This is a genomic window from Virgibacillus salexigens, from assembly GCF_014905415.1.
Lineage (GTDB): Bacteria > Bacillota > Bacilli > Bacillales > Amphibacillaceae > Virgibacillus > Virgibacillus salexigens.
Genome location: NZ_BNEO01000005.1, coordinates 127,792 through 141,176 on the forward strand (window position 1 = coordinate 127,792; position 13,385 = coordinate 141,176).

Annotated in this window: 11 protein-coding genes and 2 other annotated features; of the genes, 5 read left to right on the plus strand and 6 right to left on the minus strand. The window is 38.4% G+C overall.

Features of this window, described 5'->3' with window-relative positions:
• Positions 1 to 63 precede the first annotated feature (63 nt).
• Positions 64 to 317: a binding site (T-box leader), on the minus strand.
• Positions 318 to 359: 42 nt separating this feature from the next.
• Positions 360 to 606, minus strand: a binding site (T-box leader).
• A 370-nt stretch (positions 607 to 976) separates the two neighbouring features.
• Complete coding sequence (ddlA, locus tag JKP73_RS17855; RefSeq protein WP_160807492.1) at positions 977 to 2,077, plus strand: D-alanine--D-alanine ligase; 1,101 nt, start codon at positions 977 to 979, stop codon at positions 2,075 to 2,077.
• 66 nt (positions 2,078 to 2,143) lie between these two features.
• On the opposite strand, the gene JKP73_RS17860 is transcribed toward ddlA, so the two are convergent.
• The 3 genes from JKP73_RS17860 to JKP73_RS17870 form a co-directional block, all read right to left on the minus strand.
• Complete coding sequence (locus tag JKP73_RS17860) at positions 2,144 to 2,698, minus strand: nitroreductase family protein (protein WP_021288731.1); 555 nt, start codon at positions 2,696 to 2,698, stop codon at positions 2,144 to 2,146.
• A gap of 370 nt (positions 2,699 to 3,068) precedes the next feature.
• The gene (locus JKP73_RS17865) at positions 3,069 to 3,830 is read right to left on the minus strand and encodes a DeoR/GlpR family DNA-binding transcription regulator (protein ID WP_021288729.1); all 762 of its coding nucleotides are present in this window, start codon (positions 3,828 to 3,830) and stop codon (positions 3,069 to 3,071) included.
• 96 nt (positions 3,831 to 3,926) lie between these two features.
• Positions 3,927 to 5,027 (minus strand): alcohol dehydrogenase catalytic domain-containing protein, encoded by a 1,101-nt coding sequence (locus JKP73_RS17870; protein WP_160807490.1) that lies wholly within the window; start codon positions 5,025 to 5,027, stop codon positions 3,927 to 3,929.
• A 203-nt stretch (positions 5,028 to 5,230) separates the two neighbouring features.
• On the opposite strand from JKP73_RS17870, the gene JKP73_RS17875 reads away from it, so the two are divergent.
• The 4 genes from JKP73_RS17875 to JKP73_RS17890 all read left to right on the plus strand — a co-directional run bounded on the left by JKP73_RS17875 (position 5,231) and on the right by JKP73_RS17890 (position 9,552).
• Positions 5,231 to 6,913, plus strand: a complete 1,683-nt coding sequence (locus tag JKP73_RS17875; protein WP_188943701.1) for a ribulokinase — start codon at positions 5,231 to 5,233, stop codon at positions 6,911 to 6,913.
• Positions 6,914 to 7,106: 193 nt separating this feature from the next.
• Complete coding sequence (locus tag JKP73_RS17880) at positions 7,107 to 8,144, plus strand: PTS sugar transporter subunit IIC (protein ID WP_188943699.1); 1,038 nt, start codon at positions 7,107 to 7,109, stop codon at positions 8,142 to 8,144.
• A 73-nt stretch (positions 8,145 to 8,217) separates the two neighbouring features.
• On the plus strand, positions 8,218 to 9,081 hold the full coding sequence (locus JKP73_RS17885) for a fructosamine kinase family protein (RefSeq protein WP_038245792.1): 864 nt from the start codon (positions 8,218 to 8,220) through the stop codon (positions 9,079 to 9,081).
• 18 nt (positions 9,082 to 9,099) lie between these two features.
• Complete coding sequence (locus JKP73_RS17890; protein WP_038245791.1) at positions 9,100 to 9,552, plus strand: DUF2269 family protein; 453 nt, start codon at positions 9,100 to 9,102, stop codon at positions 9,550 to 9,552.
• Between the two features lie 145 nt (positions 9,553 to 9,697).
• Here JKP73_RS17890 and JKP73_RS17895 read toward each other — a convergent pair whose 3' ends face one another.
• From JKP73_RS17895 to JKP73_RS17905, 3 genes are read right to left on the minus strand one after another with little or no spacing between them, the layout of a single operon-like run.
• Positions 9,698 to 11,590, minus strand: coding sequence for a PTS fructose transporter subunit IIABC (locus tag JKP73_RS17895; protein ID WP_200411608.1), 1,893 nt, complete (start codon positions 11,588 to 11,590; stop codon positions 9,698 to 9,700).
• 15 nt (positions 11,591 to 11,605) lie between these two features.
• Positions 11,606 to 12,517 carry a 1-phosphofructokinase gene (pfkB, locus tag JKP73_RS17900; RefSeq protein WP_021288721.1) on the minus strand — a complete coding sequence of 304 codons (912 nt, stop codon included), beginning with the start codon at positions 12,515 to 12,517 and terminating at the stop codon, positions 11,606 to 11,608.
• On the minus strand, positions 12,514 to 13,266 hold the full coding sequence (locus tag JKP73_RS17905) for a DeoR/GlpR family DNA-binding transcription regulator (RefSeq protein WP_021288720.1): 753 nt from the start codon (positions 13,264 to 13,266) through the stop codon (positions 12,514 to 12,516). The genes pfkB and JKP73_RS17905 overlap by 4 nt, the downstream gene beginning before the upstream one ends.
• Positions 13,267 to 13,385: the final 119 nt, after the last annotated feature.

Sequence of the window (13,385 nt, forward strand, 5' to 3'; positions counted from 1 at the left end):
ATCCTTTCCTTTCTGTTTTTCGTTTCATAAAAAAAGTCCTCTATAAACACATCAGTTGTGTTTATAGAGGACGATTATGGGACCGCGGTGCCACCTCTGTTGAAAAGCAAATGCTTTTCATCTTTGTTCGAATACGGGATCTAATACAATCCGATATTCTATCCGTGTAACGGCGGAACTCCGTGTTTCCCTACTACTTATTTCAAGAAACCTCTTGTAAGTCCATTCAGCAGGGTAGATCGTGCTAGCATCCCAGCATCACTAGCTCTCTTTGAACGACCTAATCCTTGCTTACTCCTCTTACGCAACGATTTTCATTATTTAATTACGTACACGAAAACGAAAAAGCCCCTCATCCAAAAAAGGACGAGGGGACCGTGGTACCACCTTTATTAGCTAAATACAGCTCACTTTGACAATAGGAAGCTAAAACTGCTGCCTATCTGTCTCAGGTAACGATAAGACGAATTCGCCAAAGCCTACTGCAATTATGGTTCGGTTTGGAAGCTCAGAAGTCCATTCTTCTAATGAATCACACTGATTCTCACCAGCCATCAGCTCTCTTATGAGTTCAATTAGAATACTACTCTTCTTCAATGCTTAAGTTGATTAAGTTTATTGTCATTAATACTAAGAGAGTTTTTTCAAAAAGTCAACCCCATTTTTGCTTTTTTTGGAATATAATTGATTTACTATATGAGGAGCATGCAATGAAATGAATCATATTCATTCCTTTGGATTTGAGATATAATTGACAATAAAATAGTACTTTCTTATCCAAGCCACTTTGTGCTATTTTTAATATAGCCTTCATCCTTAAAATGGGTGAATGGTCAAAAATTTTAGCGCTAATTATTGTTATTTTTCTGTGAAAATCATTAGGATTCACATAGGTTAGGAGAAAAGCAACCGATGTAAAAGTTAAACCATTCGTTGCATGTTATAGGTTGTGTATTGTAGGAAAGGACGGAGGAGAATGGAAAAGAAAAAGGTGGGTATCATCTTTGGTGGTAAGTCTGCTGAGCATGAAGTATCGCTTCAATCAGCTAAAAATATTGTAGATGCAATTGATAGGGATCAATACGAAGTTGTGTTAATTGGAATTGATAAAGAAGGAAAATGGCATTTGAATGACCAATCATCTTATTTATTGCATGCAGAAAATCCAAAACTTATTCAATTAAATAAATCGAACGATACGGTAGCTGTAATACCTGGAGAACGTGATAACCAGTTCATTCATGCATCAACTTCGTTACAAGTAGACCAACTTGATGCTGTTTTCCCTATTGTTCACGGGACGTTAGGGGAAGATGGCAGCCTGCAAGGGATGCTGCGACTAGCGAATATTCCATTTGTAGGATCAAGTGTGTTAGGTTCTTCGGTATGTATGGATAAGGATATTGCGAAGCGTCTCTTACAGGCTGCAGGAATCAATGTAGCTAAAGGAATGGTATATTCTAAAGCGAAAAAGCATCAAATATCGTATTCGGATGCAGTTGATCAGCTTGGGACTCCAATCTTTATCAAACCAGCCAATCAAGGATCTTCGGTAGGTGTAACAAAGGCTGCGACAGAAGAAGCGTTTTACAAAGGTATTGAAGAGGCGTTTCAATATGATCATAAAGTTGTGGTAGAAGAAAATATAATTGGTAGGGAAATCGAATGTGCTGTATTAGGCAATACAGAACCAAGAGCTTCGTTGCTTGGTGAGATTCTACCCCAAACGGAATTTTATTCGTATGAATCAAAATATATTGATGAAAAGGGAGCGGATTTAGCAATCCCAGCGGATGTTTCAGAAGAAACAACCAAGCGCGTTCAAGAAGAAGCGATTAGGGCATTTGAAGCTCTTGAATGTGAAGGATTGGCTCGAGTTGATTTCTTCATCACAGAAGATGAGGCGATTTATGTTAATGAAGTGAATACACTTCCTGGGTTTACAAAAATTAGTATGTATCCAAAGCTTTGGGAAATTAGTGGTCTCCCCTATAAAGAGTTAATTCATACATTAATTGAACTTGCTATGGAAAGACATGAGCAGGATAACCAATTAAAAAGTACAAAGTGGGAGTAAGCTGCTTTTATGTATCAATATAAAAAAGGCTGCTGCATCAAGATGCAGCAGCCCTTTTTTATGCTTTTAAAAAAGCGAGAATTTTTCTTCAATAGGGGTCCGTTCTTTGACAGCAGGTTTTTCGTCAAAATAGCCTAAATGTAGGAAGCCAATAATTTTTTCATTTTCTTTCAGTTGTAATAAGTCATTTACTGCAGGATCATATATATGCGGATTTGTTTTCCAAACAACGCCTAATTGTTTCTCCCATGCCAATAGCCAGAAATTTTGAACCATACAAGCAACGGCACCATAATTCTCCTCCCACTGCTTTTGAATTTCTGCTTCTTCCATGACGACGACTAATATAGCATTTGGTTCATTCAAATAATCTTCACGGTTTTTTTGTCTTTCTTCAGGATAAGTTGCCGCGACTTTTTTAGCAAAATCAGGACGTTTATTCTGTCCGACGAAGATAAAACGCCAAGGTTGTCTCATCCCATGGTTGGGAGCCCAAATAGCATCTTGGAGTAGTTCTAATATCGTCTCTTTCTTTACTTCTTTATTATTATAGCCTTTTTTAACCGCACGGCGTTCACGGATAACCTTAGCCAGCTGTGATTTAGTTGCTGTATATTCCATGTAATACATCTCCTTATATACATGCTGCATTATATTCGAACAATTGATAATTATTTTCAATGAAAATTGTAGCCGATAAGAAGGAGAAAAGCAAATCTTCATACATTAGGTAGAATTCTGTTGATATATGCATGCGCATAGTAGTCTATTCAACCTTATCGGAAGATGTTACAACATGAATAATAGGATTAACCCTAATGATAGGTGCTGAGCTCATGTTTTAATAGTCCCATCCATAATAGAGTTCTGAAATTCACGTCTAACTCTTGATTTTCAATAGGTCTTAGAAATACTCTGGACAATTCGAGAAACTTCATCATAGAGAAGTCGAAATTCTTTGGCATGTATCCCCCTTTCCGTTAATAAGTGGTCAAACTGTATATACGGTAAGTCCAGCATCTCTAAACTGCTGGATTTGTGCTTCTGATGCCTCTTTACCAGTGATTAGTTTATTTATTCGATCTATAGGTGATACCGTATGAAGCGAAACACCACCTAGTTTTGTGTGATCGGTTACAACGATAGTCTCTTCTGCAGCCTCAATCATGCTTTTTTTTGCCGATATAAGTTGTTCATCAAAATGTGTTAACCCACGTTTCGGATGAAATGCAGGGATGGCAACAAATGCTTTTGAAACATACAAGTTGTTTAACACGCTATCTGTATAGACCCCATTAAGAATGTAGCTGTCCGGAAAGAGAATCCCGCCAGTTACAATTACCTTGATGGAAGCACATGCTTTAAATTCAGCGGCAATATTGATATCATTCGTAACGATGGTGATATTTACTTTATTCGTTAACTCTTGAGCAATTTGATAGGTGGTCGTCCCTGAATCAAGAATGATATTATCACCTTCATCCACCATCGAAGCTGCCTGCTTAGCTATTCGTTGTTTCTCATCAATCCGTTCACTTGCACGTATGGTGAATGTTGGCTCTGAACTTACATCTTCTACTAACACCACTCCGCCATGGGTTCTTCTAAGCTTTCCTTCTTTTTCAATTTCATTTAGGTCTCTTCGTATCGTCGCCTCATGAACTTGGAAAGTGGAAGATAGCTCAGCTACCGATGCGGTTTCTTTGTGCTTAACATATTCTATGATTTTTAGCTTTCTTTCTGCTGCGAGCAAGGCAATTAACTCCTTTAACAAAATACTAGTTAATGCTAGTCTAGCATACATGTAATTGATTATTCACTTTTGCTCATACTGACGTATTAGATAATTTTATGACCATTTAAAATCTAGTATAGTTTTTTTCCAGCCTTTATGGTTCGAAGCATCATTCATTGCGTTTTGAAAATCATGGGCGCTATATATAGAAGTATAATGATCGGGGATAATTTCTTTTAGTGCATGTTGGTAGTTAAGATTTTCAAAGGCTTCCATAACAGCATGGTAATCTGGTACGGAACTTCTACTGCTACCATATAAAGAAATCCCTTTCTCAAGAATATCTCTCGTATTAATTGGCACTCTATCCTCAGAAACACCCATTAGGATTAACGAGCCTCCTGGATATAACAAATTAATCGCCTGATTAATGGCTGATTCACTAAATGTCCCTCCAGTACAATCAATGGCAACGTCTATTCCGTTTGTCTTTTTAAAATCAACCTCATGTACTAACTGACAGGTTGCAAAAGTAAAGTGAGATAATTTTTCAGGTATTGCACCGAAAACAAGTAAACGAGAATAATCGACCCCGAACAGGAAGCGTAGCATGGCAGCAGTCAAATATCCAACTGGTCCATCTCCAAAGACAGCTATTCTGGTACTGTTTGCGTTTAATGTTCCTTTAAGAGGATGTAATGCATGGTAAGATACGGTACAAAGTTCACTTAGAACTGCAATTTCATCTGGTATGTGTTCCGGTATAGGTATTGCGCATGATGAAGGTACCACAACACGATGTTGCGCAATGCCATCATAACCACTTCCCATAAATGAACTTTTTTCGCAGTAGTTATCCGGATTACCTTTACGGCAAGAGTTACAACAGGCTTCTTTTTCATTTCCTTTGAGTAAATAGTTTGGTAGATTTGGTACGATCACGACACGTTGACCGAATTGGAATTCCGAATCATTACTTTCAACGATGGTTCCAATTCCCTCATGCAATAAAGCCATTGGTAACTTTTTAGCCAAAGCTTCTGGTTTTCTTAACCCAGCATAATAACGTATATCAGCATGACAAATGCTAGCTAAAGTGGGTTCGATGACTACATAACCTGCTTTTATATCTTTTTTTTGAACGTTTTCTTGAATCTTGCCTGGCTGTAGGAGCTGATATGTTTTGGATGAAACGGAATGTAAGGTTCTAGCCATAATAATACCTCCTCATATCTTGTTTTTTATCTATCTTAATGTTCATTTATGCTTATGTCAATTTAAAACAAACATAAATAAACAGTGATAATTAGGTTTTTAATACATAATCACGAATATATTTATCGCATTGTTGCTCGAATTTGCTCGTTTTGATAAAATGAGTTTATGTGAAAAGGGTTTCAATACAGGGAGGGTATGAAATGGTGGATAACTATTTTTCGATCGGAATAGATTTTGGAACGGAATCGGGAAGGGTTCTGCTTGTAAATGTGCATAGCGGTTCAATTGAGGCGATAAAAGTTATTCCCTACAGGCATGGCGTGATTGAAGATACGTTGCCTATTAATAAACAACGAATTCCGAAAGGGAGTGTGCTTCAACATCCCGGGGATTATTTGCATGTATTGAAAGAGGGTGTTGCGCATGTACTTGCTGAATCAAAAGTCAATCCAACACATATCATCGGTATCGGTGTTGATTTTACTTCTTCAACAATCGTGCCGGTGGATCATACATTAACGCCATTATGTTTTTACTCTAACTATCATCAATCACCGCATTCATGGGTGAAGTTATGGAAACACCACCATACAAAGGCAGAAACAGAAAAGATTTATCGTGTAGCCACACAACGAAAAGAAAAGTGGATGCGGAAATTAGGCTATAATATATCTGAAGAATGGATGATTCCTAAGATTCTTGAGGTGTTTGAACAAGATAGAGAAATATATACCCATACAGCCTATTACTTAGAAGCGGTTGATTGGATTGTATCAACACTTGCATCGAAAGTATCAAGAAATAATTGTTCATTAGGATTTAAAGCGTTTTGGAATGAAAAAGATGGCTATCCAGAGGAGTTTTTCACTGCAATAGACCCGGAGTTTGGAAAGACAATTCTTCCAAAACTAGCAGGAGAAGTAAAAAATATTGGGGAATGTGCGGGGTATTTAACAGAGGAATGGGCCAGAAAACTTTCACTACCTGTAAATCTTCCTATATCAACAGGAGTTATTGATGCTCATTCAGCAGTGCTTGGAACAGGCGTTTACCAAAGTGGAGAGCTATTAATGGTAATGGGAACGTCGACTTGTCATATGATGTTACATTCTGAAGAAAAGGAGATTCCGGGAATATCTGGAGTGGTTAAAGATGCCATTATCCCAGGCTTATACGCTTATGAAGCTGGACAGTCAGCAGTGGGTGATCTGTTTGGGAGTTATATTAAGAACCATGTACCCGAATCATACAAACAGGAAGCTGACAAACAAGGGGTTTCCATGTTTGACTATTTAGAGAAAAAAGCTGCTAAACTTTCGCCAGGGGAGAGTGGATTAATAGCATTGGATTGGCATAATGGTAATCGCTCTATTTTATCGAATACGGATCTTTCTGGTTGTTTAATTGGCCTAACACTTCATACGAAACCTGAAGCCATTTTTCGAGCGTATTTAGAAAGTACAGCTTTTGGAGCGAATATGATTATTGGAGCTTATCGTGATTGGGGAATGGACGTAAGAGAAGTGGTAGCTTGCGGCGGATTACCACAAGCAAACAAACTATTAATGCAGTTATATGCTGATATATTAAATATGCCAATTCATGTATCCCAATCAAATTACGCTCCGGCAATTGGGGCGGCAATATTAGGTGCTGTTGCAGCAGGGAGGATCAATAACGGATACGATGATATGGAGGCAGCTATTCGTTACATGGCTCAACCAATAGAAAAAACGTATTATCCAATAAAGAAACATGTGGAAGTTTATCAACAGCTCTTCGCTCATTACAAGGAATTGCATGACTACTTTGGGATGAAACGATTATCGATGATGCGAAATTTAAAGCATGGAATTGATAAAGAAACAGAGACTATATATTAAGAAAGATGTGTTTCAAAATTTTGATGAACAGTACGAAAGCATGACAATGAGCTGTCTATGGTGCAGCTCTTTTTTGTTTGTATAAATAGTACTTGATTATGGGAGCGTTTTAGCGTAATAATAGAGATTGGACGCGAACGTGTGAGGAATACTGAAATATTTGTGAAATGAATCACAAAAGGAGGGCAATCAGATGCGGGATTTTTTAAAGCGTAAAGGCGTTTCGTTATCTGGGAGAACCTATTTTATTACAGCTTTAGGTTATATGGCGTTAGGTTTGTTTTCATCATTAATTATTGGACTTATAATTAAAACAATCGGAGAACAAATTATTATTAATTTTTCCCCAAGTATTGCCCAAACACTAATTGAAATGGGCAGCTTTGCGATGGATACGAAAATAATGGGCGGCGCAATCGGGGTAGCTATTGCTTATGGACTAAAGGCACCGCCATTAGTGCTGTTCTCTGCTTTATTTGCCGGAGCGTTCGGAGCGGAATTAGGTGGTCCAGCTGGCAGCTATGTGACAGCATTATTAGCCACAGAAGTTGGAAAACTTGTCTATCAAGAGACGAAAGTGGACATAATTGTTACTCCATTTGTAACGATTGTATTCGGTTTTACAATAGGAACTTTTGTTGGTCCAGCAATTAATCAATTTATGATTGGGTTTGGAGAGATGATTAATTGGTCCACAGAGCAACAGCCATTCATCATGGGAGTGCTAGTTGCTGTGCTTATGGGGATAGCATTAACTGCTCCAATTTCATCAGCAGCTATTGCTATCATGCTATCCTTGGATGGATTGGCAGCAGGTGCTGCTGCTATAGGTTGTTCTGCTCAAATGGTAGGCTTTGCGATAGCAAGTTATCGTGATAACGGCTTTGGCGGGGTAATCGCCCAAGGTGTAGGAACTTCTATGCTCCAAGTTGCGAATATTGTAAAAAAACCAATCATTCTGTTACCTCCAACACTTGCTGGTGCGATCTTGGCACCATTTGGAACGGTTTGGCTTGAACTAACAAATAATGCCTCTGGAGCAGGAATGGGAACGAGTGGTTTTGTTGGTCAAATTATGACGTTTGAATCGATGGGATTTTCAATGGATGTTTTTTGGGCAGTGCTAGTGCTGCATATAATAGCTCCAGCAATTATTAGTTTTTTACTAGCCGAAATACTACGAAGAAAAGGCTGGATTATGCCAGGGGACATGAAGATAACATATGAATAAGGTTTATCATGAATCTGGATCATGATAGGATGTGTACAATTCATTTGTATAATCATAAAGGAGTATCTATAACATGAATACTTTATTCAAAAGTGCGCTAGAGAGGGCAGGAGATAGTAGTACCTTGCTTACAATCAAAAAAGTGGCTGGCGGTTCGATTAATGAAAGCTATATTGTTGAAACTAAGAAAAGGAGCTACTTTATTAAGTATCATAAAGATGCCCCCGAACGTTTTTTTGAACTGGAAGCTAAAGGGCTGCAATTGATAAAATACACAAACACAATTGATGTACCAGAGGTTATTGATTATTCAGATGAACAGAAGGAAGCTTACTTAGTGCTTGAACATGTACAAGGAGAGCGTAATAATCATACGGAGAGACTGTTAGGGGAACGCCTTGCTGGGTTACATCAAACCATAGGACAAGCACATGGCTTTAGAGAACCAACATTTATTGGTACGTTAACGCAGCCTAATGGATTGTATGACAGTTGGCTGGAGTATTATCGCGATCGTCGATTAGCTGCTCAGTTGAAGTTAGGGATAAGAAATAAGCGAATGGTTGGTAAGCGTAAAAAGAAATTAGAGAATTTACTGAATCATTTGGATCAGTGGATTCCTAGAGACATTGAACCTTCCTACTTACATGGAGATCTATGGGGAGGGAATTGGATCGTTGGGGGAGATGGGCATCCTTATTTAATTGATCCTTCATTCTTATATGGGGACCGCCATTTTGAATTGGCATTTACTGAAGTATTTGGGGGATTTTCCAAGCAATTCTATCAAGCATACGAAGCTACATATCCAACGAGCAATCATTACCAATCGTGCAAGAAAGTATATCAGCTCTATTATTTACTTGTACATTTAAATCTATTTGGAGAAATGTACGGCTCAGAAGTGGATGCAATTCTTAACCATTATGTTCGCTGACTATCCGGGGGCATTAAAATGACTTTTTACGATCTTCTTGCTTTCGTTCATATATTCTCCGCTATTTTAGGGCTAGGTCCTGGTTTTATGATGATTCCTGTCGTCTCGAAAGCAAAAACTATGGAAGAACTACGCTATGCTTTTGCTATCAGGGGAAGACTCCATCGTTGTGTAATGATAGGAGGAACTTTGTTATTAGTAACAGGTTTAATAATGGGAAGTCTTCGACCACATTTATTCACAGAAGGTTGGTATGTACTAAGTTTAGCTTTATTCCTAATAGGATTAGCATTCGGACCATTGGTGTTGTCGCCAAAATCAAAACCAATAAAGAAATTATTGAATGAATATCAAGGAAAAAATATACCGGTGGCGTATGATCAACTTTCACGTAAGTTATTCTTCTACGAAAACATCGAGAACTTTTTATTTTTACTTATTATCGTATTAATGATTAGTAAGCCATTTTAGTAATAAAAATAGCAGCACACTTTAGTGTGCTGCTTTACAGGCTGTCGACTTTTTGACAGTCGTTTTAAATAAAAGAACGGTACTTGATCATGGTGTCAATTTTGAGTGTATAAATCAAAGATTTGGAGTTAGAACTCGTCTGTATTTAAGCCTCTATTTTTTTCTTTAGTACTCCTGCTAGTAAGGCAGTGACTATTGCACCAATAATGATTGCTAGACCGTAGAGGAGTGCAGAAGAAACGCCGCCTTCGACTAGTCCAATTACAAAGATTCCACCATGTGGTGCACGTAGTCCAATATCGAATAACATCGTGAGCCCGCCTGTAATGGCTGCCCCGGTCATAACGGATGGAATAACTCGAGCAGGGTCCGCTGCAGCGAATGGAATAACTCCTTCGGTGATAAAGCATGCACCAAGTACATAAGAAGTTTTACCTGCTTCTCGTTCTGTTTGCGTAAAACGATTTTTAAAAAACGTCGTCGCTAAGGCCATACCTAAAGGTGGTACCATACCGGCTGCCATTACAGTTGCAATAAACGAGTAATTTCCAGCATCTAGCATTGCGATGCCGAAAGTGTAAGCTGCCTTGTTAACAGGTCCTCCAAGATCAAATGCCATCATGGTCCCCAACAATAATCCTGCCAGAATTTGATTTGTTCCTCCCATTCCTTCTAAGAAGGAAGAAATACTTGTGTAAACTTGTGTAAGAGGGGGATTTATCGTCATCATGATCAACCCAGTAACAGCAATACTAATTAATGGATAAAATAAGACAGGCTTTAAACCCTCTAATGCTTCTGGTAATCGGGAAAGTATCTTTTTTATTAATAAGGTAATGTATCCTGCTAGAAATCCGGCGATTAACCCTCCGAGAAATCCAGAACCCCCATCTGCTCCTTCAACCCCAGATACAGTAACGGCAATTAATCCACCTATCATTCCGGGGGCAAACCCTGGACGATCGGCTATGCTAGAAGCGATAAACCCAGCAAGCACTGGCACCATGAGGAAGAATGCTTTACCCCCGCCTATTTCATTTAACATGGCAGCGAATACATTATACTGATCGCTGTCAGGGTTGCTTGATTCTACGCCCCAAAAGAATGAGAGGGCAATTAGAATTCCTCCACCTACAACAAATGGAAGCATATTGGAAACGCCGTTCATGAGATGTTTGTAAAAGCCATTTTTTCCTTCCTTTTCTTTAGAACCATTACTGTGTGCTTCTTGGTAAATAGGTGCCTCTTTTTGGATGGCACGTTTTAGCAAATCCTCTGCTTCATGAATGGCTTTACCTACAGGTACCTGAATAACAGGTTTTCCATGAAAGCGAGCCATTTCTACTTTTGTATCAGCAGCGACGATGATAGCGTCAGCAGCTTCGATGTCTTGTTTGGTTAGTTGATTTTTCACCCCACCTGAACCATTCGTTTCAATTTTAATAGAAGTACCCATGTCTTTCGCAGTCTCAGATAATTTTTCAGCAGCCATATATGTGTGAGCAATCCCTGTAGGACATGCGGTTACTGCTAATAGCTGTTGGTTGGTTGAATTGGTACCTTTATTAGATTCTTCATCCACGTCTAATTCTTTCTTGCTTATCGCTTGCAGGACCTGAGAGATATCCGCAGCTTCATATAATTTGGTTCGGAATGTTTCATCCATCAAGAACGTTGATAATCGAGATAATGCTTCAAGATGTTCATTATTCGCGCCATCTGAAGCGGCTATCATAAAGAATAGATGCGCCGGTTCTCCATCAAGTGAATTATAATCAATTCCAGATAGTGACCTACCAAATACAATAGCGGGTGTTTTTATTGCAGATGATTTGGCGTGAGGGATGGCAATCCCTTCGCCGATTCCGGTAGTACTTTGAGCCTCCCTTGCAAAGATATCTTTATGAAAAGCCTGTTTATCTATTAATTTACCAGTTTTGTTTAATTGATCTATGAGTTCATTCAATACCGCTTCTTTGGTGTTCGCTTGTAGATCTAATAAGATCGTATCATCACCTAATAATTCCGTAATCTTCATTTATTTACCCCCCATTTATACCTGTGTTATGGATACGCGATCTATTAAATGCTCGATATGTGATTTATCGCATAAGTCGTGACTGAACGCCGTAGCACTTCCTGCTGCTACCGCATAGCGAAAAGCTTCTTGGCTTTCTTGGTTAATTAAATAAGATGCTAAGAATCCAGCTACCATTGAGTCTCCAGCTCCTACCGTGTTTATTACGTTTCCTTGTGGCGATTCAGCTACCAAAGTAGTATCCTCGTTAACTAAAATAGCGCCCTTTTCTCCCATAGAAACCATTACATGCTTAATACCTGTACGCATAATTTGCTTTGCACGATCAATTACTTGCTCTGTCGTGTGAAGTTTCGTGTTAAATAATGCTTCCAGCTCTGTTTGGTTCGGTTTAATCAAAAAAGGTTCTGTCTGCAATAATTGATGTAATGCTTTCCCTGATGTATCAATTACTAAATGTACTCCTTTGCGATTGCAAGTAGCAGCTATCGCTTCGTAGAAGGATGAGTCAATGGTTTCTGGAAGACTCCCAGCTAATAAAAACCAATCGTTTTTTTGAAATTGTTCTATTTTTGTAAGTAGCGCACGCTGTTGTTGTTTTGAAATAATTGGTCCTGGTCCATTTAACTCTGATTCCTTTTCTGCCTTAATCTTTACATTAATCCGCGTAATTTCATTGGTTGCTATAAAGTCTGTTTGAATCCCTTCTACAGTCAATGCTTGTTGAATAAACTCGCCAGTAAAACCACCTGCAAATCCGAGTGCTGTAGTAGATATACCTAAACGATGGAGTACTCTCGACACATTAATCCCTTTTCCGCCTGGATAATAATGAACATGTTCCGTTCGGTTCAGCTCTCCCGGTTTAAAGGTTGGTAGATGGATTGTATAATCGATTGATGGTGTCATTGTGCAGGTATATATCATTGGTTTGCCACCTTTACTGTTGTTAAGTCGGAGAAAATTTTGTACGCTTCTTCAGAAAGGTGACAAGTAATGAGGGCGGCATCGCTTATATCAGCTATTTTTGCAAAACTAACGTTATTTCTTTTCGTTTGGTCAGCCAACATGAACGTTTCAAGAGCATATGCACTTGCTTGTCTCTTTGTACTTGCTTCTTCAGGATCAGGAGTTGTATAACCGAATTGTTTATGGAATCCATTTACTCCTAAGAAGCTTTTATCAAAACGATAATTGCTAATTGATTGAATGGTTTGGGCTCCAATTAGAGCTCCTGTTTTGGTCTTTATATATCCCCCTGTAACATAAGTAGGGATGCCATAATTCATTAAAGCTTCTACATGAGTCAGACCATTTGTAACTACAACAACCTCTTTATCTTTAAGAAAAGGAATCATTTGCATCGTAGTCGTACCGGCATCAAGGAATATGCAATCTCCTTTATTCAAGAGGGAAACAGCATATTGAGCAATTTGAACCTTCTCGTGAAGGTTTTTGGTGGATTTTTCTTTGATACTGAATTCCTGTAACTTCCGTTTAGGTAAAGTGGCACCACCGTGAATTCGAACTAATTTATCTTGTGCTTCTAGCTCGGTTAAATCTCTGCGAATCGTTGATTCAGAAGCGTATGTTAACTCGATAATATCTTTTATTGTAAGGTTTTTATATTTCGTTAATTGTTCTAAAATAAGGGAATGTCTTTCTGTAGTCAGCATTTGAATTCCTCCTATATCGATTACGTATTCAGTATATAGTAAACGATTACAAAAATCAATCATATTCGTTCATTTTTGTTCAAAATCATTCATTGAATGTTAATGTGGATGAAGGAAAA